At 63.7% G+C, this 21,535-nt stretch carries 23 protein-coding genes, 1 tRNA gene and 1 riboswitch; of the genes, 11 read left to right on the top strand and 13 right to left on the bottom strand.

Features of this window, described 5'->3' with window-relative positions; all coding sequences use genetic code 11:
- Positions 1 to 298: 298 nt before the first annotated feature.
- A complete protein-coding gene (locus PPGU16_RS13205) occupies positions 299 to 1,444 on the top strand; it encodes an acyltransferase family protein (protein ID WP_180720380.1) in 1,146 nt (381 codons plus the stop codon).
- A gap of 87 nt (positions 1,445 to 1,531) precedes the next feature.
- Positions 1,532 to 2,875 (top strand): acyltransferase family protein, encoded by a 1,344-nt coding sequence (locus PPGU16_RS13200; protein WP_180720379.1) that lies wholly within the window; start codon positions 1,532 to 1,534, stop codon positions 2,873 to 2,875.
- 61 nt (positions 2,876 to 2,936) lie between these two features.
- Here the strand turns inward: PPGU16_RS13200 and PPGU16_RS13195 are convergent, their stop codons facing one another.
- A complete protein-coding gene (locus PPGU16_RS13195; RefSeq protein WP_180720378.1) occupies positions 2,937 to 4,196 on the bottom strand; it encodes a glycosyltransferase in 1,260 nt (419 codons plus the stop codon).
- Between the two features lie 340 nt (positions 4,197 to 4,536).
- Here PPGU16_RS13195 and PPGU16_RS13190 point away from each other — a divergent pair, with 340 nt between their 5' ends.
- Both PPGU16_RS13190 and PPGU16_RS13185 read left to right on the top strand, forming a co-directional pair.
- The gene (locus tag PPGU16_RS13190; RefSeq protein ID WP_180720377.1) at positions 4,537 to 5,784 is read left to right on the top strand and encodes an oligosaccharide flippase family protein; all 1,248 of its coding nucleotides are present in this window, start codon (positions 4,537 to 4,539) and stop codon (positions 5,782 to 5,784) included.
- Positions 5,784 to 6,851 carry a glycosyltransferase gene (locus tag PPGU16_RS13185; RefSeq protein ID WP_180722628.1) on the top strand — a complete coding sequence of 356 codons (1,068 nt, stop codon included), beginning with the start codon at positions 5,784 to 5,786 and terminating at the stop codon, positions 6,849 to 6,851. Before PPGU16_RS13190 ends, PPGU16_RS13185 begins: the two co-directional genes overlap by 1 nt.
- Positions 6,852 to 6,912: 61 nt before the next feature.
- Here the strand turns inward: PPGU16_RS13185 and PPGU16_RS13180 are convergent, their stop codons facing one another.
- The 10 genes from PPGU16_RS13180 to ydfG form a co-directional block, all read right to left on the bottom strand.
- Positions 6,913 to 8,073 carry a glycosyltransferase gene (locus tag PPGU16_RS13180; RefSeq protein ID WP_180720376.1) on the bottom strand — a complete coding sequence of 387 codons (1,161 nt, stop codon included), beginning with the start codon at positions 8,071 to 8,073 and terminating at the stop codon, positions 6,913 to 6,915.
- Positions 8,074 to 8,639: 566 nt separating this feature from the next.
- A tRNA-Lys gene (locus PPGU16_RS13175) sits at positions 8,640 to 8,715 on the bottom strand.
- 217 nt (positions 8,716 to 8,932) lie between these two features.
- A complete protein-coding gene (ybgF, locus tag PPGU16_RS13170) occupies positions 8,933 to 9,682 on the bottom strand; it encodes a tol-pal system protein YbgF (RefSeq protein WP_180720375.1) in 750 nt (249 codons plus the stop codon).
- Between the two features lie 15 nt (positions 9,683 to 9,697).
- Entirely contained in the window at positions 9,698 to 10,207 is a 510-nt protein-coding gene (gene pal, locus PPGU16_RS13165; RefSeq protein WP_007584951.1) for a peptidoglycan-associated lipoprotein Pal, read from the bottom strand.
- A 19-nt stretch (positions 10,208 to 10,226) separates the two neighbouring features.
- A complete protein-coding gene (gene tolB / locus PPGU16_RS13160) occupies positions 10,227 to 11,519 on the bottom strand; it encodes a Tol-Pal system beta propeller repeat protein TolB (RefSeq protein ID WP_180720374.1) in 1,293 nt (430 codons plus the stop codon).
- A gap of 116 nt (positions 11,520 to 11,635) precedes the next feature.
- Positions 11,636 to 12,655, bottom strand: coding sequence for a cell envelope integrity protein TolA (gene tolA, locus PPGU16_RS13155; protein ID WP_180720373.1), 1,020 nt, complete (start codon positions 12,653 to 12,655; stop codon positions 11,636 to 11,638).
- Positions 12,652 to 13,098 (bottom strand): protein TolR, encoded by a 447-nt coding sequence (gene tolR, locus PPGU16_RS13150; RefSeq protein ID WP_007733411.1) that lies wholly within the window; start codon positions 13,096 to 13,098, stop codon positions 12,652 to 12,654. Before tolR ends, tolA begins: the two co-directional genes overlap by 4 nt.
- Before the next feature lie 10 nt (positions 13,099 to 13,108).
- The gene (gene tolQ, locus PPGU16_RS13145; RefSeq protein ID WP_007584943.1) at positions 13,109 to 13,786 is read right to left on the bottom strand and encodes a protein TolQ; all 678 of its coding nucleotides are present in this window, start codon (positions 13,784 to 13,786) and stop codon (positions 13,109 to 13,111) included.
- Between the two features lie 165 nt (positions 13,787 to 13,951).
- The gene (gene ybgC / locus PPGU16_RS13140; protein WP_180720372.1) at positions 13,952 to 14,422 is read right to left on the bottom strand and encodes a tol-pal system-associated acyl-CoA thioesterase; all 471 of its coding nucleotides are present in this window, start codon (positions 14,420 to 14,422) and stop codon (positions 13,952 to 13,954) included.
- A 122-nt stretch (positions 14,423 to 14,544) separates the two neighbouring features.
- Positions 14,545 to 15,291 carry a bifunctional NADP-dependent 3-hydroxy acid dehydrogenase/3-hydroxypropionate dehydrogenase YdfG gene (gene ydfG / locus PPGU16_RS13135; RefSeq protein ID WP_007584934.1) on the bottom strand — a complete coding sequence of 249 codons (747 nt, stop codon included), beginning with the start codon at positions 15,289 to 15,291 and terminating at the stop codon, positions 14,545 to 14,547.
- 211 nt (positions 15,292 to 15,502) lie between these two features.
- Positions 15,503 to 15,617, top strand: a riboswitch (ZMP/ZTP riboswitch).
- 184 nt (positions 15,618 to 15,801) lie between these two features.
- On the opposite strand from ydfG, the gene glyA reads away from it, so the two are divergent.
- From glyA to PPGU16_RS13100, 7 genes are all read left to right on the top strand, one after another.
- Positions 15,802 to 17,049, top strand: a complete 1,248-nt coding sequence (gene glyA / locus PPGU16_RS13130) for a serine hydroxymethyltransferase (protein WP_180720371.1) — start codon at positions 15,802 to 15,804, stop codon at positions 17,047 to 17,049.
- Between the two features lie 6 nt (positions 17,050 to 17,055).
- Complete coding sequence (gene nrdR, locus PPGU16_RS13125; RefSeq protein WP_180720370.1) at positions 17,056 to 17,547, top strand: transcriptional regulator NrdR; 492 nt, start codon at positions 17,056 to 17,058, stop codon at positions 17,545 to 17,547.
- Between the two features lie 172 nt (positions 17,548 to 17,719).
- Positions 17,720 to 18,280 carry a GspH/FimT family pseudopilin gene (locus PPGU16_RS13120; protein ID WP_180720369.1) on the top strand — a complete coding sequence of 187 codons (561 nt, stop codon included), beginning with the start codon at positions 17,720 to 17,722 and terminating at the stop codon, positions 18,278 to 18,280.
- Positions 18,277 to 18,711, top strand: coding sequence for a prepilin-type N-terminal cleavage/methylation domain-containing protein (locus PPGU16_RS13115; protein ID WP_180720368.1), 435 nt, complete (start codon positions 18,277 to 18,279; stop codon positions 18,709 to 18,711). Before PPGU16_RS13120 ends, PPGU16_RS13115 begins: the two co-directional genes overlap by 4 nt.
- Positions 18,708 to 19,538 (top strand): PilW family protein, encoded by an 831-nt coding sequence (locus tag PPGU16_RS13110; protein WP_434064399.1) that lies wholly within the window; start codon positions 18,708 to 18,710, stop codon positions 19,536 to 19,538. Before PPGU16_RS13115 ends, PPGU16_RS13110 begins: the two co-directional genes overlap by 4 nt.
- On the top strand, positions 19,535 to 20,068 hold the full coding sequence (locus tag PPGU16_RS13105) for a pilus assembly PilX family protein (RefSeq protein ID WP_180720367.1): 534 nt from the start codon (positions 19,535 to 19,537) through the stop codon (positions 20,066 to 20,068). The genes PPGU16_RS13110 and PPGU16_RS13105 overlap by 4 nt, the downstream gene beginning before the upstream one ends.
- 14 nt (positions 20,069 to 20,082) lie before the next feature.
- Complete coding sequence (locus PPGU16_RS13100) at positions 20,083 to 20,514, top strand: type IV pilin protein (protein ID WP_180720366.1); 432 nt, start codon at positions 20,083 to 20,085, stop codon at positions 20,512 to 20,514.
- A gap of 30 nt (positions 20,515 to 20,544) precedes the next feature.
- On the opposite strand, the gene PPGU16_RS13095 is transcribed toward PPGU16_RS13100, so the two are convergent.
- Both PPGU16_RS13095 and PPGU16_RS13090 read right to left on the bottom strand, forming a co-directional pair.
- The gene (locus tag PPGU16_RS13095) at positions 20,545 to 21,021 is read right to left on the bottom strand and encodes a DUF3318 domain-containing protein (RefSeq protein ID WP_180720365.1); all 477 of its coding nucleotides are present in this window, start codon (positions 21,019 to 21,021) and stop codon (positions 20,545 to 20,547) included.
- A 43-nt stretch (positions 21,022 to 21,064) separates the two neighbouring features.
- Complete coding sequence (locus PPGU16_RS13090) at positions 21,065 to 21,448, bottom strand: phage holin family protein (RefSeq protein ID WP_054928893.1); 384 nt, start codon at positions 21,446 to 21,448, stop codon at positions 21,065 to 21,067.
- Positions 21,449 to 21,535: the final 87 nt, after the last annotated feature.

The raw sequence follows: 21,535 nt of genomic DNA, 5'->3' as shown, positions 1-21,535 counted from the left end.
TGCGTGAAGTCCGGCGCAGGCGTAATACGCCTGGGTTCTGGCGGGGTCAAACGATGCGCCAAAAGCCTCTGGTCAGACGGTTCGGCGCGCGCAGCCCGGCTGTCCGACAAGGACAGCAACTTGGCGTGCGAGTGCGCGTCCGAGCAAGCAACATGGCTGGAATATCGTGCGAAAAGTGCCTGTCGACGCATGTTTGCATGCATCTGAATGCGTCAGGCACTGAAGGTACGAAAGGCAGTGGCTCTCCGCGTGGCGGCTCACAATCAAGACCAGCAAACGACGTCGAAGGGGAACGGGCATGAAGCTATTCGGCAGCGCGCAATCGATGATGCGAGGCAGGTCGGTCGAACTCGACTTCGTACGCGGCATCGCGATCATCGCGGTGATGGGCTACCACTTTCATGTGAATCATACGGGCAGCGCGCTGATCTCGATCATCGAGTATCCGCTGAAGAACTTCGGCCGCGAGGGCGTGAACCTGTTCTTCACGCTGAGCGGCTTTCTGGTGGGCGGGCTGCTGCTGCGTCAATACGCGGAGAAGGGCCACGTCGACGCGGGCCGCTTCATCGTGCGGCGGATGTTCAAGATCTGGCCCGCTTACTACGTGCTGATCCTGTTTCATTCGGTTGTCGGCCGTCATCCGCTGGATTCGTTTCTCTGGCAGAACCTGACGCACTTGCAGAACTACTTCGGCACGTCGATCTCGCAGACGTGGAGCCTCGCCGTCGAGGAGCACTTCTATCTCTTTCTGCCCGCGTTGCTGCTGCTGTTCGCGCGCTGGAAGATGCGCGCCGGCTCGATCATCAGCGTGCTCGGCGGGATCTGCGTGATCGTGCTGATCGCGCGTTGCCTCGTAGTCGCGGGCGGCGATCTGCAGGCCGCGTTTTTTTATACGCAGTACCGGATCGACAGTTTGCTGTACGGCGTGATCCTTGCCGCGATCTACTGGATGAAGCCCGATGTCTATCAAGGCATCGCGAAGCGTACCGGTTGGCTGCTGGCCGTCGTGGCCGTGCTGGTCGCGTGGCTCGTGCTCGCGACGAAGCACGAGCCGCTCGACGAAAGCATCGGCTATACGATTCAGGCGATCGGCTTTTGCGCGTTCATCGTGCTGATGCTCGAACACTCGGGCAAAGTGCGCGCTTCGCGCGTGTACCGCGGGGTTGCGTGGCTCGGCGTGTATTCGTACGGTATCTACCTGTGGCATTCGCTCGCGCTCGCGCCCGGCGACATCGTGATCCGCAAGGCGACGGCGCTTGGCTTGCCGCCCGCCGCGATCTGGTTCGTCGCGCTGGCCGCGCAGGCTGCCGTCGCGATCATCGCGGGCTACGTGATGACGCGTGCCGTCGAGTATCCGTTCCTGCGGCTGCGCAATGCGCTGTTCCCGGCCAAACGCAATGCGTCGGTGCGTGAGGAAATGCCCGTCGGTGGGCAGCTGTCCTGATTCCGGCCCATTCATTGCTGCAGCATGCTGCACGCGTCGCGTGCGCGCAGGCGGGCGAAGCATCCGGCTCGCAAGGGGAGGATTTGCGTGAGCTTCACAGGAACGCTGACATGGCTTGATCGCATCGGCAGCCGCTGCGTGGAGCGGACCCGCGCGAGCGCGGCGGGGACGCCTGGCGCGCACGCGGCTACGCATGTCGCTGCACACGTCTCGTCAGGAAACGCGGCGGCGAGTGCGTCCGTTTCGAAGGCCGCGGCGCACGAAGAAGCTCGCGTCGCCGCGCTCGATGCCGGCCGCGCGCTCGCTATCGTCGGCGTGATTCTCGTGCATCTCGCGCTCTTCATGCCCGCGCTCCCCGCGTGGCTGCAAGCCGTGTCGGATATGGGGCAATACGGCGTGCAGCTGTTCTTCGTCATCAGCGCTGTGACGATCATGCTGACGCTCGAAGAAGAATCCAGGCGCTTCGGCAACGATCGTTCGTTGATTGCGCGACGCTTCTACATCAAGCGTTTCTTTCGCATTGCACCGCTGTATTACGTCGCGATTGCCGTGTATTCGCTCGGCAATCATCTGGCGGGCCGCTTCGATACGCAGGTCACAGCGCCACATGGCGTCAGCGATGTCGTCGCGAATCTCGTTTTCATCCATGCGTGGGTGCCGAGCGCCGTCAATACGGTGGTGCCGGGCGGATGGTCGATTGGCGTGGAGATGTGCTTCTATCTGTTCGCGCCGTTCATCTTCATCGCGACGCGCACGCGGCGCGGCTTGTGGCGCACGTCGCTGGCGCTGCTGGTGATCAGCGCCGTGGCACTGACGGCGGGCGCCTGCACCGACGAAGTCTGCACCGTCGAAAACAACTCGTTCCTCTACTACTGGCCGCCGACGCAACTGCCATGCTTCGTCGTCGGCTTCGTGCTCGCGCGCTATGGCAAGCGGCTTCTGTTGCGCGACGGCATGAAGCTGTCGATGTTCGGCATCGCGTGCACGCTCGCTGCCTGTGCCGCGTTACTCGCGCTGCTGTACGCGACGGGTTCGGGGCTTGGTCTGGCGCACTGGCTCGCGCCGACCGTCGCCGCGTGCGCGGCGGCCGCGCTGTTGCTGCTGCTCGCGCAACTGCCGCGCCGTTATCCGGGCGCGCGGATCGTTGCCGCCTTCGGGCAGAACAGCTACGGGTTGTATATCTGGAGCTTCGTCGTGATCCTGGCCGTGCGCGTTGCGTTGAAGACGCCCCTCGATGCGCTCGATCACCGCGTGCCCGTGCTCGGATTCATGATCGCCGCCGTGTTCGCATGCTGCGCGAGCTATGTGGCCGCGCGGATCAGCGCGACGCGCATCGAGCGGCCTTGCGCGCAATGGGCGCGCCAGGTGCTGCTGCCGCGCGTCGCGCGCGAGAAACGGATCGAGCGGGTGAGCAGCGAAACGTCTGATTGAGCAGTACGCCTGCGCACACGCTGATGCACGATGGGATCGCGGCTGCGATGCACGCGCCGGATCAGACGCGTGTTCCGACAGCCGCTGTGATCGCCTGACGCAGCGTTTCCTTGAATTGACCGAGCGTGTTGCGCGCGAGCAGATGATCGAGCGGACGTTGATGCTTCTCGCCGCGCTCCCATTGCGCCGCGACTTCGCCGAGCGCTTGCGTGATCGATGCCGCCGACAGATCGTCGAGGCACGGCCCGAGTTGCCCACCGCGACAGAACCAGCCGATCAGCCCATCGCTCGTCGCGACGACGGGCTTGTCGAATCGGTATGCCTGGACCAGCACGCCGCTCATCCCATAGTGGCCCTTGTAGCCGAGCCAGACGACGTCGCACGCGGAGAACAGGTCGCGCTCCATCTCGTTCGAAACGAACTGATCGAGGATCACGGGCGCAGGCTTCAGGATTGGAATGAACGCGCGCATGAAGCCGCGCACTTCCTGGTCCTGTTCGCCGGCGAGCAGCAATGTTGGCGCGTCCTTCATGCCTGCGAGTGCTTCCGCGAGTTCGCAGATGCCCTTGCGCTCGCTGATCGAGCCGTAGACGAGCAGATAGCGGCCCGCGGGATCGAGCCCGAGGCGCTCGCGCGCGACGAGGGGATCTTCGGCCTTCGCATCGGGGAACGGATCGGCGACATAGCCGACGGATGCGCCATGTTTCGGCTTCACGCGGCCGACCCATTCGGGCAACGTCGGATCGATCGACAGCAGCGTGCGCAGTCCTTTCGTATGTACGGCGCGGCGAAACAGCAGCGACTTCACCGTATTGACGATCGGCCGTCCCGGCGTGCGCACACCGACCTTGCGATGATGGAACGTCGTGCGCATCGTGATCGCGATCCACGGCGTCTTGCCGAACGGCGAACCGAGCAGCGGCAGCGCATGAAAGAAGTAATCGACATACGGCACGACGACGAGACGCACGCGTTCGGCGCGCTTGACCGAGTCGTAAGCGAGCTTGAAATACGCGTGGAAGCGCGCATAGCTGATGCGCTTCAGGCCTCGGCTGTGACGCTTGCTTTCGGTGTCGACGAAGGCGATCTGCAAGTCCTCGCGTCGCGCCGACATGATCTCGCGGGCGAGGCGATGGTCTTCGTTCGAGTTCTCTGTCACGACGAGAACGGGATAGCCGGCTTCGATGCAGGCCTGTGCGATCCATTCGACATAGCGCCACCGATGCCCGGTGAAATTTGGCTCGATGATGACGACGTAGCCGAGTCTCGCAGCGTCAGCGATGGGGGTTTCGATGGGCACTAGATGGGTTGCGCGTTCCATGGCGATCTTAAGGAGCAGCCTTGCGGTCACCTTAGCATTACGTCTTCGGCGCGAACCGACAATTTCGCCATTTGTTTGGCGACAACGGACAGTCGGAGGGGGCGGGTTGCCGAATCTGACTGACAGATGGCGTCCGGGTGCGGGTATGGCGGGTTACCTTGAGGGACGGCGTGCGTGAGTCGGCGGACGGATTGTGTCTGTCAGCTCGCATGTGGGCGCAACGGGTTACGGGGACCGGGGTGAGCGCTGAAGCGCCAACTCTGGTCGACAGCTTTGCATGGGACCAGAGTAAGCGCTGAAGCGCCAACTCTGGTCGACAGCTTTGCATGGGAGAAGAACATTGCGGACGATGAGGCTACCGGCGTTTTCGTTCAGGGCAGGCCTGGGTTCAAGCGCAGCCACATGGGTGCTGCTGCAGCAGGTATTGATGCGTGGGCTCGTCGCCGTCAAGTTTCTCGCGATCGGCCGCATTCTCGGGCCGGAGGCGATCGGCAGCGTGAGCGTCGCGCTGCTCGCTGTCGCGATCGCGGAAGCCATGTCGGATACGGGCCTGTCGCAGGCCGTGATCCAGGGGCAGGCCGCGCCGACACGCGATGAACTCGGCGCCGTCTGGACCACGCTGGCAACCCGCGGCGTGGTCATAGGCGCGGCGCTCGTTGCGATCGCGCCGCTGATGAACAGTCAGTTCCATCTCGGCGGCGCGCTGCTGCTGTTGCAGCTCGCCGCGCTGCTGCCGCTGTTGCGCGGCGTCGCGTCGCCTGCATATTACGTCGTGCAGCGCGAGCGGCGTTTCCAGCATGTCGCGATCATCGAGGTATCGGCGGCGTTCGTCGACTGCTGTTGCGGGCTGGCGCTCGCGCTGGCGGGCGCGGGTGCGTATTCGGTGCTGCTCGGGATGATCGTGGGCGAATCGCTGAAGACGTCGCTCACGTGGATCACGATGTCGCCGCGTCCGCCTATCCGGCTGCGCTGGTCAGGTATCGGCCATTACATTGGTTTTAGCCGCTGGATCTGGGCGGGCAGCGTCGTCAATCTGATCCTCAACCAGTTCGACAAGGTGGTGGTCGGCAAGCTGCTCGGACCCGCGCAACTCGGCGCGTATCAGATGTCGTCGCGGCTCGCGCAGATGCTGCTCGCCGATGCCGCTATCGCGATGTCGCAATACCTGTTTCCGACCTTCGCCGCGCGCCATCGCGCCGATCCGAATGCCGCCGCGCGGCTCTTCAAGCGCTATATCGGCGTGATCGCGCTGGGGCTGGTGGTGGTCGTGATCGTGTTGCGGCTCGCGGCGCACTGGCTCTTCGCACTGATCCTCGGCCCGGCCTGGCTGCCCGCCGTGCCGCTCTTCAAGATCTTCGTGATCAACATGGCGATCGGTGCGCTGATCGCGGTGCTAGTGTCGTATCTGCGGGCCGTCGGCGACGCGAAAGCGACGACGCAGGCGTCGGTGATCCAGGTGTTCGTGCTGATCGCCTGCGTACCGCCCGCGACGCATTACTGGGGCGTCACGGGTATTGCATGGGCGATGACGGTCGGCCTGAGCTCGGCGGCTGCGTGGATGATCTATCGCACGGCGCGGGTGATGTGATGCGGATACTTCATCTCGTGCTGGAGCCGCGTCTGTCGGGTGCGGAAGTGCTGGCGAAGGATCTCGCGATACATCAGCAGCGCGACGGCAGCGTGGTCGGCGTGACCGCGCTGATGCCCGAACGGCCGGACTTCGCGCCGTTCACCCGCGAACTGGGGAGCCACGGTGTCGAGTGCGTGTTTCCGGCAAAGCGCTCGAGCCTGCCCGGCAAGCTGATGCATCTGGCGGGCGTGCTGCGCCGCTTCCGGCCCGACGTCGTGTTTGCGCACGCGACGATTCCCGCGTTCTATGCGCGCGCGCTGCCAAGCAAGGTGCCCGTGATCTACGTGATGCATTCGGCCGTCAACGATTTCGAGCGCAAGCTGTTTCGCAACGTCGAGCGCGTGCTGTCGTCACGGGCGAGGGCAATCATCGGCGTGTCGCCCGCGAACCTGCGGGACTACACGGACTGCGTCGGCTCGCATCCGCTGCTGACGATGATCCCGAACGGTGTCGACATGTCGCGCTTTGCCTTCGACGACCGGCCGCGCACGGGCGATACGCCGCCGCAGATCGTGCAGATCGGCCGGTACACGTCGGTGAAGAACCAGTTGCAGACGGTGCATGCGTTTCGCGAGGTCGCGGCGCAGGTGACGGATGTGCGGCTGCAGTTGTATGGCGTCGTCGAGGACCCGGCCTATCTGGCCGCGATCCAGGATCTGGTGAAAAAGCTCGGGCTCGAAGGCCGGGTGAGCGTGGATGGTCCGCATACGGACGTGAGCGGCGTGCTGCGCGCGTCGAGTGTGTTCGCGATGCCGTCGCGCTCGGAAGGGCACAGCATTGCGTTTCTGGAGGCGCTGGCGTCGGGGATTCCTGTCGTCGCGAGCACGATCGCGCCATTCCAGTTCGCGAAGACGCTGCCTTGCGTGCAACTCGTCGATACCGACGATACGGCCGCCTACGCCGCCGCGCTGCTGGGCGCACTGGCACAGCCCAAGGTTCAGAGGTCGCTGGCGGGCTTGACGCTGCAGGATACGGCGCAGCGTTATCTGGCGTTGGCGCAGCAGGTGATCGGCGCGCGGGCTTAGGGTGCCTGCTCCGTTCGAGACGAGATGAAAGGATGCCGTGTGGGTTCTGCTTAAGAACCGGTCATGGCTTCAGCGACGCGCGAACGATCTCGGCCAGTCTTCTTCCGAGTGTCGGCGAATTCAGCTGCTGATACTTCGAATAAGCGGCGACGCTCGCTGCGCGCATCGCTTCAGGCGACATCGTCCAGACGCGCCGCAGCGTATCCGCGAGCGCATCGACGCCGCCTTCACGCGGATAAAAGAACCCCGTACTGCCTTCTTCGACATAGCCAGGTTCCGGGCCCATGTGCCGCTGTAGCTCGTCGTGAACGAGCGGCGGCAGGCTCAGCCCGAACATGTGGACCACGCTCAGCCCCGCTGCGCCGGGATAGCAGCCGATACGGCAAAACCGGCTGATCGCCGCGATGCGGCTCTCGTCGAACACGGGTCCGTACCAGATGACATAGTCCCGGTCGCCGTACACGCGCTTGAGCTGCGCGCCGTGCTTGCCGCCGCCGACCAGATGCAGCGTGATCTGGTGATCCTCGCTGCGCAGACGGCCGACGGCTTCGATCAGCGCGCCGACGTTCGAGTCGTCGCGCAGCCGTCCAAGGAACAGGATGCCCGTTTCCTTGCCGGACTTTTCGGCGGGAGCGACGGTGTGTTCGACGGTCAGCGAGTTATCGGCCACGATCAGTTTCCCGGAAGGACAACCGACGCTTTCCAGCGAACGCTTGGACGCCTCGGTGTAGCAGATGTACTGTGTCGACAGTGCGACGGCGATCCGGTAGCACAGCGTGCGGATCATGCCGACGTCGTCTTCATGCCGGTATAGGCCCTGACCATGGATCAGGACGGGAATGCGCATCGCGCGACCGGCCATCAGCGCGAGCCAGAGAGACAGGTAGCGGATGTCCGCGAACATCAGCACGGCAGCGGGGCGCTCGCGCACGATTCTTCCGACGACTTCTCGCTGCATGTTGATGCCCGGCGAGAAAACGTGGCTGATCTGCGTTTCGACGAATTCCTCGCAGGCGGGGTTCTCCCGCGAAAAACCGTTCGATTCCATCCCTGCCGAACTGGCAAAAAGCTTGACGGAAAAGAGCCGGTTCAGCGACTCGACGACCTCCATCCGGTAGTGGGCGATCAACGGCTGCACGTAGAACACGGTTCGCTTGTCGGCGGCCGCCGTGCTTTTTCCCAGCGACGCAGTACTCCAATCGGTAAGCAATTTGTCGGTCACCGGATCAACCCTTTTCAGGTTAGAGATGCGCTGATGATTGAAGGCCGGTTGAATTATGCAGTAGACAATTCGCTTACGCGGATTAATTGGCTGAAATTGACTATGGAGAAGGGTTTATTGTCGGGAAAACACTATTTTGGCTGAATCCCGATTGAGACAAGGTTGAAACGGTGCGCGCCCGTTATTGCGATGCATGTGTCTGGTGCAGGCCAGGCAAGGGTTTAAGGCGGAAATTGAAGTGTTGGATGTCGTGCAACGACTACTCTAAAAACATATTGTTTGCAGGTGACATTCGGATTTAATTAAGGATTTTTATTGGCCGGAATGAAGTTTGCAATTTGAATCGATGCAGTAATTTTGGCGTAGCCTTAATGAAAATAAAACTCGGGATGGGTAATTTTTTCGTGTGGAATGGCGGCGTTTGCGAGTAGCCGGGCCGATGCCAATATGTTGACGCGGCACCGCTGACGACTGTAGAGGCGCTGAATGGCGACGGTTAATTTGCATGACGAAATTGCCGCCAGAAATGAAAAGGGCTTAGCCGAAGCTAAGCCCTTTGAATCTTTTGGTAGGCCGTACGGGATTCGAACCTGTGACCAACGGATTAAAAGTCCGCTGCTCTACCAGCTGAGCTAACGACCCAAAAGAGAAGCGGAATTATATCGGCCGCGCCAAAACGTGTCAACCGATGGCGGGCAGCCAGCAAGCAATCCACTCAAAAGAAAAGCCCGGAACGGTGAAGTCCCGGGCTTTCCGGCGAGAGGCGCGCGCATCGGTTATTGAAGCGTCGACACTGCGCGTTTTACTGCATTCAGCAAACGAACTTCAATGACGCCCGGCTCGTGCCGGACACCACACGTCACTTGATCTGCGAAAGCTTGCTTTGCGCCGACTGCGCGACATCCGAGCCGCCGTACTGCGCGACGATCTGTTCGAGCGTCTTCTTCGCGGCGGCTTTCTGACCTTGCTCGAGCTGGTTGTTCGCGATGGCCAGCAATGCCTCCGGCGCGCGCGGATGCTGCGGATACTTCTGCACGACGCCTTGCCACACGGCCGTCGAGCCCTTGTAGTCGCGCAGCGCGTAAAGCGCGTTGCCGAGCCAGTATTGCGCCGTGGGCTGATACGGGCTTTGCGGGTACTTCGTGATGAAACTGCGGAACGACGTCGCCGCGTTCTTGAAGTCCCCGTTGCGGAACTGCTGCGAAGCCGCGTTGAACGCGTCCGTTTCACCCGGTTGCACGGAGCCCTCGACGCCATCGACGGTCTGCTGCTGCGGCTCGAACTTCTTCAGACGACCGTCGAGGTCGGTGTAGTAGTCCTTTTGCTGCTTCTGCAACGTGGCGACCTGATTGGCGAGGTCCTCGTTCTGCCCGCGCAGCGTCGCGACCTGCTGGTTCAGCTGGTCGAGACGGTTGGACTGATCGAGGATCGTGCGTTGAGCCGCCGACAACTGGCTCGACAGACTCTCGGTCTTGGTGCGCAGATCGAGAATCGCCTGGCGAGCCTGATCGTCGTCGAACATGCCAGCGTGCGCGGGCAGGGCCATCACGGCCGTTCCCGCGACGCAGGCGGCTGCGGCCATGCGCAGCCAGGAGAAACGGTGCGTCATACGGCTTGTCACCTATTACTGTTGATAGACGAGGTCCGCGCGGCGGTTTTGCGCCCACGACGCTTCGTCATGACCCGTGGCCTGCGGCTTTTCTTTACCCAGGCTCACAGCTTCCATTTCCGAATCCGGAACGCCCAGCAGCGACAGCGAGCGGCGAACAGCTTCAGCACGCTTCTGGCCGAGTGCGAGGTTGTATTCGCTCGTGCCGCGCTCGTCGGTGTTGCCTTGGATCAGGACGTGACGTTGCGGATGGCTCTTCAGATACTGCGCGTGTTGCTGCAGCAGCGGCTGGTAGTCGTCCTTGACCGAGTAGCTGTCGAAGTCGAAATAGATGCTGCGCTTGGCCAGCGGGCTGTTCGGATCGTTCAACGGATCGACGTTCACCGTAGCGACATCGTTCGGGTTAGGCTGCGCGCCCGTCGCGCCACCCTTGTTGGCGTTTTCGTCGAGCTTCACGCCCGAATGACATGCAGCCAGCGCGCCAACCATACCCACGGCAAACGCGATACGAAGTTTGGACATCATGCTTCACTCTCCTTGTGTGTTATTGCATAAACGGGCCCCAGGAAGGCTCGCGTACGGTGCCTCCCTGAACGGACAGGACCTGCCGCGTCCGACCATCTGTCGATACTGCGGCCAACACGCCACGGCCGTTCACCTGAGTGGCGTAAAGAATGTACTGACCATTCGCCGCGAAGCTCGGCGATTCGTCATGTGTGGTGTCAGTGAGCGCCGTCGCGACGCCCGACCCCAGATCCTGGATATACAGCTTGAAGCCCCCGCCCGTGCGCGAGATGTAAGCGAGCTGTTTGCCGTCCGGGCTCACGCGCGGACTCGTATTGTAGTTGCCCGTGAAGGTCACGCGCTGCGCGCCGCCCGCGGACTCGCCGCCGGCCGGCATTTTGTAGATTTGCGGCTGGCCGCCACGGTCGCTCGTGAAGTAGATCGACTGGCCGTCAGGAGAGTAGGACGGCTCGGTGTCGATGGCGCTGCCTTGCGTGAGGCGGCGCAGGCCGCTGCCGTCGGCGTTGACGGCGAAAATCTGCGTGCTGCCGGTGCGCGACAGGGCGACGGCGAGCGTGCGGCCGTCAGGCGACCACGCCGGTGCGCTGTTGTTGCCCTTCTGGTCCGACACGACCACGCGGCGGCCCGTAGGCAGGTCGTGGATGTAGACGATCGGCTTCTTCTTTTCGAACGACACGTATGCGACCTTCGTACCGTCAGGCGACCATGCCGGCGAGATGATCGGCTCGGGGCTGGAGAGGGCGATGTGCGCGTCCTGGCCGTCCGAGTCGGAAATCTGCAACTGATAACGGTTGCCCGTCTTGATCACGTACGACAGACGCGTTGCGAACACGCCGCGACCGCCCATCAGCTTCGCATAGATGTAGTCGGCCACCTTGTGCGCACTCATGCGCAGGCCGCTTTCCGGGCTGACCAGTTCGAGGCCGCCGAGGCTTTGCTGATTGACGGTGTCGTACAGCTTGAAGCGCACCTGATACTGGCCGTTCGGCAGCTTGGTGACGCTGCCCGCCACGAACGCATTCGCGCCCTTGGCCTTCCAGGCGCCGAGATCGACGGAATCGCCTTCCGAAACGGGCGCGCTGCCGGCGTCGATGTTGGTGAATTTACCGCTGCGCTGAAGGTCCTGGCGGACGATCGTGCTGATCTGCTGGGGAGAATTGGCCTCGTTGGCAAAATTTGCCGTGGCGATCGGGAACTGGGTGGACCCGACGCCCGTCACGAGGACGTTGAGTTGTGCATGGGCGGCACCGCCAGCGGCGATCAGGCACGACGCTACCAGCGCTCGCAGGCCTAGCTTGGTCATCAAACTCATTCTGTATAGGTTCCCCAAAAACGAATTACTAACACTTCACGACTACAAACAGACCGACCTACGCAGATTTCGTTCCCGGTCCGCATGCGACAGCGTGCGAATCGGAAACGCCTGCGTCAGGCGGCTGGACGCAGCGTGATCGTAAAACTGCCGGGCGTCTTGCCGTCGATATCCTGCGGCATCGGATCCGACCGCTGGACGGCCCGCAGCGCGGCGTCGTCCCACGCCTGGTTCCCGCTGCTGCGGGTGACGGTCGCGCTCAGCAGCGTGCCCGTCGGCGAGCAGCGCACGGAGACGACCGTTTGCAGGCCCGACGTATCGCCGGACCAGATGATGTTCGGACGCACGCGGCGCTGGACCTTCTCCGCATAGCCCGGCGACGTGGAATTGCCGCCCGAACCCGTGCCCGTGCCGCTCTTCGCCAGCCCGTTGCCCGTCGAGCCTTCGCCGCCCGCAACGCCTTGCAGCGCGGCAAGACGCTGGCGTCGCTCGGCATCGAGCTTCTTCGCGGCTTCGGCGGCCTGGGCCGCAGCCTTCGCCTTGGCGGCCTTCGCCGCGTCGGCCTTGGCCTGCGCGTCGGCTTGCGCCTGCTTCGCTTCCTGTTCCTTTTGCTGTTCCTTCTGCTCTTCCTGCTGCTTCTTCAACTGCTCCTGCTTCTGCTGGGCGAGTTGCTGCTGCTTGAGTTTGTCGGCCTGTTGCTGCTGTTGCTGCTTGAGCTTCGCGGCGGCGGCTGCCGCGGCCTGGTCGGCGGCGAGCTGCTGCTGGCGTTTCGCCTCGGCTTCCTGCTGGGCCTGCAGCTTCTGCTGACGTTGCTGCTCGGCGATTTCAGCCTGGCGCTGCGCTTCCTGCTGCTTACGTTTCTTTTCCTGCAGCGCGATATCGGCCTGTTCGTCGTTGACCTGTGGCGCGGGCTTGACGGGGACGGGCGGCGGCACGACGACGCGCGGCGTCGGCACGTCGGGCACTTCCGTCCACAGTTCGGCTTCCGCGCCCGCGGGCGTGCTGTTCTGCCAATGGATGCCGTGATACAGGAAGAACCCCAGCAGCACGTGCATCAGCGCGGCGAGCGCGAACGCGCGCCACGTGCCGCGCTCGCGCGGCGGTCGAAGCGGGTAGGCGTTTTTCTGGCGGGTCATTGCGATTTGACGAGCAATCCAACGCGCTTGACGCCACGAGCCTTCAGGTCGGACATCACGTTCATCACGACTTCATACTTGACGGTTTTGTCGGCGGCGATCACGACGGGCTGGTCGGGATGCGACGCCTGACGGTCGGTGACGAAGCTGCGCAGATCGGCCTGCGTCATCGTCTCCTGTTGCGTCGCGCCCGCGTCGTCCTTGTACTTGACGTTCATGTTGCCGTCCGCCTTGATGTTGACGACGACAGGCGGGGTCTGCTGCTGCGGCGCGGCGCCGCCGACAGTCGGCAGGTTCACGATTGACGGCGCCACGAGCGGGGCCGTCACCATGAAGATCACGAGCAGCACGAGCATCACGTCGATGTACGGGACGACGTTGATGTCGGCCATCGCGCGGCGCGAGCGGCTGCCGCGCATGCTGGAACGGGCTGAACCGGCCATCGTGGACTCCTTAATGGGCCTGACGTTGCAGGATGTTCGAGAACTCTTCGATGAAGGTTTCGAAGCGGATCGCGAGGCGGTCGATATCGTGCGCGTAGCGGTTGTAGGCGACCACGGCGGGGATCGCGGCGAACAGGCCGATGGCCGTTGCCGTCAGCGCTTCGGCGATGCCTGGCGCGACGTTCGCGAGGGTAGCCTGCTGGACGTTCGCGAGGCCGCGAAACGCATTCATGATGCCCCACACCGTGCCGAACAGACCGATATACGGGCTGACCGAACCGACCGATGCGAGGAACGCGAGGTTGGCTTCGAGCACGTCCATTTCGCGCTGGAACGCGGCGCGCATGGCACGGCGCGCGCCGTCGAGAATCGCGCCCGGATCGTTGAGGCGCTTTTCCTTGCCCTTCAGGAACTCACGCATGCCCGACTCGAAAATACGTTCGAGCGCGCCGATCGTGTGACGGTTGTTCGCGGCGCTCTGATACAGCGCCTGCAGGTCGCCGCCCGACCAGAAATCGCGTTCGAAGCGTTCAGTCTGCGCCCGCGCGCGGCGAATCGCAAACCACTTGCGGAAGATGAAAGTCCACGACATCAGCGACAGCAGCAACAGCAGCGCCATCACTGCCTGCGCCAGCAGGCTCGCATTGAGAACGAGGGAAATGATCGACAGATCTTGTGTAGTGTTCATAGAGGTTCGTTGTAACGTCCCGGGTGGGGCGTCCGGCTGCAAGGTGAGTCGAAGCGTTTGGTTGGCAATTGGTTGGCAAACCGGAAGCTTCGGCGGACTCTTCGCCGAACCATGCTTGGTCTTGTTGTGACCGTTACGAGTTCACTGTCCAGCTAACAACGACGCTCAAATACTTGCCGTTGACACGCTGGGGCCCGGTTCGCGCCGCAACGCGGCGTGAACCGGCGGAGGAATGGCGGCCGGCTTCATCGATTTCGAGTCGACACAGCCGACGCGGATCGTGCCCGTTGCCAGCAGCGTGTCGTCGCGCCAGGCTTCCTGAGCGAAATCCACCGATGCGCGGCCAAGCCGCTCGATCCGGCTGACGATGCGCAGCATGTCGTCGAGCCGGGCAGGCGCAAGGTAGTCGAGCGCGGTGCTGCGCACGACGAACAGCGCGCCCGATTCTTCGGCCAGCTTGCGTTGATCGACGCCGCACGCGCGTAGCCATTCGGTGCGCGCGCGCTCGAAAAACTTCAGGTAGTTCGCGTAAAACACGATGCCGCCGGCGTCGGTGTCTTCGTAATACACGCGAATCGGCCAGATGAAGCCGATTGGCGCGCCGGACTGACTGTCAGACATATTCATGGCGCGCATTTTACCGGAACGCAAAAGCGCGCCGCATTTTTGGGCACTTTCGTGTCCGGTTGCGTTCGACCTGCACGACGGGTGCCGCGTCGCTGCCGCACGATCCTGTCGACGCGGCGCGCCCGTGAAACCTAGCCGCGGTGGATGTTCAGGCCCGCAAACGACTGCGCGACAGGCATCAGTTCGATCGTATTGATGTTGACGTGCGCGGGGCGCGTCGCGATCCAGTAGATCGAATCGGCGATGTCTTCGGCCGTGAGCGGCTGGACGTTCTGATAGACGCCCGCAGCCTTCTCGTCGTCGCCGCGGAAACGCACGTTCGAAAACTCGGTGCCGCCGCACAGGCCCGGCTCGATGTCCGTTACGCGGACAGGCGTGCCGTGCAGGTCGGCGCGCAGGTTCAGGCTGAACTGGCGCACGAACGCCTTGGTCGCGCCGTACACGTTGCCGCCCGGATACGGGTACATGGCCGCCACCGACCCCAGATTGAACACATGCCCGCGACTGCGCTCGATCATGCCCGGCAGAAAGGCCCTCGTGACCTGCACGAGACCCATGCAGTTGGTGTCGATCATCGTCGTCCAGTCGTCGAGCACGGCGCGCTGGGCGGGCTCGAGCCCAAGCGCGAGGCCGGCGTTGTTGACGAGCACGTCGACGGCGGCGAAGTCGGCGGGCAGGGCGTTGGGGACGGCTTCGACGGCTGCGCGGTCGCGCACGTCGAGCTCGAAGGGCAGGAGGTTTTCGCCGAGCTCGTCGGCGAGCGCCTGCAAGCGGTCCTTGCGGCGCGCGGTCGCGACCACGCGATGGCCGCCCTTGACGAAAGCCCTGGCGATAGCGGCGCCGAACCCTGCGGACGCGCCGGTGACGAACACGATCATTGCTGTTCCCTGGTCGGTGAAGAAAGGCCACAAGCCTACTTCCATTGTGGCGATGCGGCAAGAATGACCCCGCCGCGCGGAGGCACGTTCGGGCAGCCCGCCGGGCGGCCGCCGCCACGGCGGGCCGGGGCTTCTGGCCGCCGTGGCGGCGCGCCGGCCGGCTCGGTTGCCTCGGTTGCCTATTCGACCCGGTTCCAATAAACTAACGCGCTCATCCCTGCGTGACTGGCGATAGAACCCCATGCTGTCAAGCCTGACGGGTTCAAGGTGGAGCGTCCCACCGTGAAGCGCAGGGTGCCGTTTTGCCGTTCGCCTGGGCAGCCATGTTTCGCGCGCGCCGTCGTTTGCGCTGCCGGTGGTTGTCCTGACTCGCGTGTGCGGCACCTCCTTCATACGCCACGTCAAGGCTCCCACCATCAGCGGTGGCCAGCAGTGCTGCGTACCCAATACGCTCCCGGCACACGACCTGCGCACGATCCGGTCAACCTGAACACACTTAACGGAACCAGCATGTTTGACAAAGCCCAAAGCACCATCGCCAATGTCGATCCGGAAATCTGGAGCGCGATCCAGGACGAAAACCGCCGTCAGGAAGAGCACATCGAACTGATCGCGTCGGAAAACTACACGAGCCCGGCCGTGATGGCCGCGCAGGGCTCGCAGCTCACCAACAAGTACGCCGAAGGCTACCCGGGCAAGCGCTACTACGGCGGCTGTGAATACGTCGACGTCGTCGAGCAGCTCGCAATCGACCGCGTGAAGCAGCTGTTCGGCGCCGAAGCCGCGAACGTCCAGCCGAACTCGGGCTCGCAGGCCAACCAGGGCGTGTTCTTCGCGATGCTCAAGCCGGGCGACACGATCATGGGCATGAGCCTCGCGCACGGCGGCCATTTGACGCACGGCTCGCCCGTCAACATGTCGGGCAAGTGGTTCAACGTCGTCAGCTATGGTCTGAACGAAGCCGAGGACATCGACTACGACGCGGCAGAAAAGCTCGCCCAGGAACACAAGCCGAAGATCATCGTCGCGGGCGCTTCGGCGTTTGCGCTGCGCATCGACTTCGAGCGTCTGTCGAAGATCGCGAAGTCGGTCGGCGCGTACCTGATGGTCGACATGGCGCACTATGCCGGCCTGATCGCAGCAGGCGTCTACCCGAACCCGGTGCCGTTCGCCGACTTCGTCACGACGACCACGCACAAGAGCCTGCGCGGCCCGCGCGGCGGCGTGATCCTGATGAAGGCCGAGTTCGAGAAGCAGATCAACTCGGCGATCTTCCCGGGCATCCAGGGCGGTCCGCTGATGCACGTGATCGCGGGCAAGGCTGTCGCGTTCAAGGAAGCCCTGACGCCGGAGTTCAAGGAATACCAGCAGCACGTCGTCGACAACGCGCGCGTGCTGGCTGAAACGCTCGTCAAGCGCGGCCTGCGCATCGTGTCGGGCCGTACGGAAAGCCACGTGATGCTGGTCGACCTGCGCGCGAAGAAGATCACGGGCAAGGCAGCGGAAGCGGCACTCGGCGCGGCGCACATCACCGTGAACAAGAACGCGATCCCGAACGACCCGGAAAAGCCGTTCGTGACGAGCGGTATCCGCCTGGGTTCGCCGGCAATGACCACGCGCGGCTTCGGCACGAAGGAAGCCGAGCAGGTCGGCAACCTGATCGCCGACGTGCTGGACAACCCGGAAGACACGGCTACGATCGAGCGCGTGCGCGCGCAGGTCGCCGAGTTGACCCAACGCTTCCCGGTCTACCGCTAAGCCACCATGCGCTGCCCCTTTTGCCGGCATGACGATACACAGGTCGTCGACTCGCGTGTGTCCGAGGACGGCGCCGCGATCCGGCGCCGCCGCCGCTGCCCGGCCTGCGACAAACGTTTCACGACGTACGAGCGGGTCGAGCTGGCGTTGCCGTCGGTCGTCAAGAAGGATGGCAGCCGCACGGAATTCGATCGCCGCAAGATCGTCGCGAGCATGCAACTGGCGCTGCGCAAGCGTCCAGTTGCTGCCGACGCCATCGATGCCGCCGCGTCGCGCATCGAGTATCAATTGCTCGGCAGCGGCGAGCGCGAAGTGCGCAGCGAGCGTCTGGGCGAGCTCGTGATGAACGAACTGCGCGCGCTCGACACCATCGCTTACGTGCGCTTTGCTTCCGTGTACCGGCGTTTCGAAGACGTCTCCGAGTTCGAGGACGTCATTGAAGAGTTTCGCCGGATGAACGCTCCGGCTGCGCCCGCGAAGCCTACCCGCAAGCGCTGATTTGTCGCGCATCCGCATTTTCTCTCCCTGAAGTTCTGCCGCGAATTCACCTGATGCACGGACATTCTCGTGCAGGGATTCGTGCGTCCGCCACCTGGCCATCCGGCTAATTGTGGGCGTCGTTGCACGTCGTTAGAGTCGTCGCATTCTTGGCGGATATCGAGGAATGCTGATGAAACGGAATGCTCATGCGCCGCACGTGTGCCGCGGGTTCACACTGTTCGAAACGTTCATCGTGATTGCGTTGCTCGCGATCGTCGCGACGTTGACGGTGCCGTCGTTCGTCGCGTGGCATCTGCGCGATCAGGTCGACGCGCGCGCCCGCGCGCTGCTGTCCACGCTCAGTTACGCGCGCGGCGAGGCGTTGCGGCGCGGCGCGCGCGTGACCGTGTGCCGGATCGATGCCGCGCGCCACTGTCTTGCTGCGGGTCAGCCGTGCAAAACGGGCGTCCTTGACTGGTCCTGCGGATGGGCCGTGATGATCGAGCGCGGGGGTGGCTTTTACCTGTTGCGGGCGCTGCCCGATCTTGCGCCAGTCAGCATCGTCGGCGCGCTTACCAATCTCACGTTCACGCCACCCGCGGGCCAGGCCAACGGCAGCTTTCGCAGCTTCGATATCGGTCCGCGTGTCGAATCCAGAGCGACGCAAGGCAAAGACTGGCGACGCTGCATTCGCATCGCGGCGGGTGGACGGGCGCGCATCGTCGATGGCGCATGCGGAGCGGCGGCATGATCCGCGTTGATCGTGTCTCGCAGCGCGGCCAGAGCCTGCTAGAAGTGCTCGTCGCGGTGGCTGTCACGGCCGTCACCGTGCTTGGCCTGATTGCCGTGCAGTGGTCGATTGCGCGAGACGCGCGTGCGATGTTCTATCGCGAGCAGGCCGCGCTCGTTGCCGATGCAATCGCCGAGGCGGCGCGCGCGCCGAATCCCAACGATGCGGCGATTGCGCAATGGAGAACGCGTGCCGCGAATCTGTTGCCGAAGGGCGATGCGGGCACAAGCGGTGGCGCCGGTCTTTCCTTTGCACGCGCGACATGGGCCTGGCGGGACAGCTTGCCGGCCAGCATTTCGAATCCGGGTGACGTGATCGACATGCCCGCTTCGTGCGGGGATGCGGACGTGCCGCAAGGCGTGCAGTGCGTCGTGATGGCGTTTGCCCGATGAAGTCGTTTGCTCTCTGCATGCGTGCACGCAGTCACCGCGTGGCCTTCGGGCATACGCTCCTCGAAATGACGATAGCGATGGCGCTCGGCCTGATCGTGACCGCGGGCGCGGTGTCGCTTTACCGCTCGCAGCGAATCGCCTTCACGCAGGCCGCCGATGCCGTGCAGATAAACGACGCCGGCGTGGCCGCGTTGACATTGATCGGCGAGCAGTTGCAGATGGCAGGTTTCGTTTCCGCAGACATCCCCCGTACGTTTACCGCGCGGCCGGGGTTGTTCGGCTGCACGGGCGGCAGGCCAATCGGCGCCGACGACAGCCTGACCTGCGAATCGCTGGCATCGCATTCGGACGGCGTCGCGGTGCGTTACGTCGCCGATAACGTTTCGACGTGGCCATCCGCAGCCGGTCTTGCGACCGACTGTCTCGGGCAGGGCGTCACGAAGACGGACGCCGATATGCCGGGCGTGTCCATCGTGAACCGCTTCTATGCGAAGACCAGCGGCTCGACGGGCGAGCCCGAGCTGTACTGCGAGGGAACGGGGAAGGCTAATTCATCGCAGCCGCTTGTCGAAGGTGTCGAGCGTGTGCGCTTGCGGTATTGGCTTGCCGGCGCATCTTCTGCGATTGACGCAGCGCAGCTGTCGCCCGCGCAATGGCCCAATGTCGTCGCCGTCGACGTGTGCGTGCTCGTTCGAGGCGTGCCGCAAACGCCGCATACGCGCTATGTCGACTGTGATGGCGTGCCCACGCTCAGCGCCGATGCGCGCGTGAGGCGGGCGTTCTGGCGGCGCGTCGCGATACGCAACAACGAGGGGAGCGCGGCATGATCTCTCCGCCAGGTAGACACGGGCGACGGTTGCAGCGGCATGCGCGCGATCGGGGCATTGCGCTGCCCGTCGTACTGCTGATCGCCGCGATGATGCTCACGACTTCGGCCGCATGGTTCGAGCAATCGGTGGCTGCTGCGCGAAACGCGGCGGGCATGGCCGACCATCTGATCGCGCTACACGCGGCGGACTCGGCTCTGTCGACGTGTGCGCGCAATGTCGTCAACGGTTCGTTTTCGGGTATCCCAGGTGTCGGCGGAGAGCCCATCGGCTGGAAATCGCAAACGACCTTTGAATCGAATGCAATTGCGCCATTCGCATCGTGGCCGACGTCGCTGTCGTTTCGTGCACCGCAATGCCTGATCGAAACGTGGCAACTGACGAACCGCGCAAGCGCGCAAGCCTGGCTCGTCACCGCAAGAGGCTATGGGCGCAAGGTGGATTCGCAGATGTGGCTGCAATTGCAGCTGGTGATCGAGGGAAGCTCTGTCGAAAAACATTGGCGTCGCGTTGCCGCGCGCCCTTTTTGAGTGCACATCCAGCCATGTCCGTCGCAAAGAAGCCCAAACCCCAGGCGTTCTCGCTACTCGAACTGGTCGTCGCTTTGGCAATTGCTGCGACGCTGGCCGTCGTCGCGATCCCGTCGTATCGCGGCCATATCGCAAAGGCGCACCGTACCGACGCTGCGTCCGCGCTCTATCGTGCGGCGCAGTTCGCGGAGTCTGCGGCGCACGTCGACGGCGCGCCGTTGCCGTCCGGTCTCGATCAGGCGCCGCAGGGCGGAAGGGCGGTGTACCGGCTGCGCATTCTGCCTGCCGACGATTCGAACGGTGGCTACGCGCTGGAAGCGCAGCCTTTGGATAACGGCCCGATGGCGGAAGACTCGTGCGGCACGTTCATACTCGACGCGACGGGCTCGAAGTCGAACAGGAACGCATCGGGCGCTGACCCGGACGAATGCTGGAGCGCGCGCTAGACGATGAAACGGGACGCGAAACGTGCCCAGTCAGGGCGGACTCATATCCGCATCGGACCCGGCAGCCGACGCCCCGGGTTTGCGCGATTCGCGCTTCACCTGCTGATAGATCCGAAACGCTTCCCACGCGGCGAGGCCGACGCTGCCCCACTTGAATACGGGCTTCGCGGTCGCGAACACGGTGGCGCGGAGCGGCTTGGCGAGTACCAGCGAGACGATCGAACTGATCAGCGGGTATTCCTTGAGCAGGGCGCCGATTCCCGCCGACGCGCCGCGCCGGCGTCCCCAAGGCATCGCGCCGGCGAAGCCCGGCACGATGAACTTGAGCCAGCTGAAATGCGTGACGGCGTTGCGCAGGTCGAGCGTCGCCTGCGCGAGTTCCATGCGCTCGACGTCAGCGCGCACGATCAGCAGTTCCTTGCGCAGCGCACGCAGGTGCGGCGCGCTCAGGTCTTTGGCGGTCGGTCGGCGGCTGCGGAAGGCGTTCTCGGAATGGACCTGGCTCATGGTTGATCGATGGCAATGGACAGCGGACAGAGCTGCGCTGCGTTCAGCGTTTGCGGAAAATCTCGCGGTCTTTCTCGAATTCGTTGAGCGTGGCTTCGAAGATCATCGGCGAGTTGTGCAAGCCGCTGCGTGCCCGCAGCGCACAGCCAATTGCCGCGACCGCGTAGACGATCGTGATGCCCGCGAGCGACTGCCACCGGTAAGTGTCCCAGAAGGCAATCGCGATCAGCGCAGTCAGCGCGATCAGCGCCATCGTGGCGAGCATCATCGCGGCGAGGCCCATGAACAGCACCATCAGCAGCCGGTCTTTTTCTTCGGCCAGCTCGATGCCGATCAGTTCGAGCCGCGTCTGCAGGATCGAAAAGAACGAACTGAGAATGCGCCGCAATGGCCCGCGGTCCCCGCTCTGCGTTTGTGTATCGATCATGGCTTCAGCGTGTTGCGCGCGAGGATGCGCGAAGAAGGTGCGGACAGGGCGCGTGCGCCCGTCCGCCTGTCAGTGAAGCGCGCCGGC

It is taken from the genome of Paraburkholderia largidicola, from assembly GCF_013426895.1.
Classification (GTDB): domain Bacteria; phylum Pseudomonadota; class Gammaproteobacteria; order Burkholderiales; family Burkholderiaceae; genus Paraburkholderia; species Paraburkholderia largidicola.
Note: the sequence above shows the minus strand (reverse complement) of the source record. Positions and strands in the feature narration are given on the sequence as shown.

What these genes read in the sequence shown, in the direction of transcription:
- PPGU16_RS13205 (WP_180720380.1), top strand. Translation starts at nt 299, where the DNA reads ATGAAGCTATTCGGCAGCGCGCAATCGATGATGCGAGGCAGGTCGGTC.
- PPGU16_RS13195 (WP_180720378.1), bottom strand. Translation starts at nt 4,196, where the DNA reads ATGGAACGCGCAACCCATCTAGTGCCCATCGAAACCCCCATCGCTGAC.
- PPGU16_RS13185 (WP_180722628.1), top strand. Translation starts at nt 5,784, where the DNA reads ATGCGGATACTTCATCTCGTGCTGGAGCCGCGTCTGTCGGGTGCGGAA.
- ybgF (WP_180720375.1), bottom strand. Translation starts at nt 9,682, where the DNA reads ATGACGCACCGTTTCTCCTGGCTGCGCATGGCCGCAGCCGCCTGCGTC.
- pal (WP_007584951.1), bottom strand. Translation starts at nt 10,207, where the DNA reads ATGATGTCCAAACTTCGTATCGCGTTTGCCGTGGGTATGGTTGGCGCG.
- tolB (WP_180720374.1), bottom strand. Translation starts at nt 11,519, where the DNA reads ATGAGTTTGATGACCAAGCTAGGCCTGCGAGCGCTGGTAGCGTCGTGC.
- tolA (WP_180720373.1), bottom strand. Translation starts at nt 12,655, where the DNA reads ATGACCCGCCAGAAAAACGCCTACCCGCTTCGACCGCCGCGCGAGCGC.
- tolR (WP_007733411.1), bottom strand. Translation starts at nt 13,098, where the DNA reads ATGGCCGGTTCAGCCCGTTCCAGCATGCGCGGCAGCCGCTCGCGCCGC.
- tolQ (WP_007584943.1), bottom strand. Translation starts at nt 13,786, where the DNA reads ATGAACACTACACAAGATCTGTCGATCATTTCCCTCGTTCTCAATGCG.
- ybgC (WP_180720372.1), bottom strand. Translation starts at nt 14,422, where the DNA reads ATGCGCGCCATGAATATGTCTGACAGTCAGTCCGGCGCGCCAATCGGC.
- ydfG (WP_007584934.1), bottom strand. Translation starts at nt 15,291, where the DNA reads ATGATCGTGTTCGTCACCGGCGCGTCCGCAGGGTTCGGCGCCGCTATC.
- glyA (WP_180720371.1), top strand. Translation starts at nt 15,802, where the DNA reads ATGTTTGACAAAGCCCAAAGCACCATCGCCAATGTCGATCCGGAAATC.
- nrdR (WP_180720370.1), top strand. Translation starts at nt 17,056, where the DNA reads ATGCGCTGCCCCTTTTGCCGGCATGACGATACACAGGTCGTCGACTCG.
- PPGU16_RS13120 (WP_180720369.1), top strand. Translation starts at nt 17,720, where the DNA reads ATGAAACGGAATGCTCATGCGCCGCACGTGTGCCGCGGGTTCACACTG.
- PPGU16_RS13115 (WP_180720368.1), top strand. Translation starts at nt 18,277, where the DNA reads ATGATCCGCGTTGATCGTGTCTCGCAGCGCGGCCAGAGCCTGCTAGAA.
- PPGU16_RS13110 (WP_434064399.1), top strand. Translation starts at nt 18,708, where the DNA reads ATGAAGTCGTTTGCTCTCTGCATGCGTGCACGCAGTCACCGCGTGGCC.
- PPGU16_RS13105 (WP_180720367.1), top strand. Translation starts at nt 19,535, where the DNA reads ATGATCTCTCCGCCAGGTAGACACGGGCGACGGTTGCAGCGGCATGCG.
- PPGU16_RS13100 (WP_180720366.1), top strand. Translation starts at nt 20,083, where the DNA reads ATGTCCGTCGCAAAGAAGCCCAAACCCCAGGCGTTCTCGCTACTCGAA.
- PPGU16_RS13095 (WP_180720365.1), bottom strand. Translation starts at nt 21,021, where the DNA reads ATGAGCCAGGTCCATTCCGAGAACGCCTTCCGCAGCCGCCGACCGACC.
- PPGU16_RS13090 (WP_054928893.1), bottom strand. Translation starts at nt 21,448, where the DNA reads ATGATCGATACACAAACGCAGAGCGGGGACCGCGGGCCATTGCGGCGC.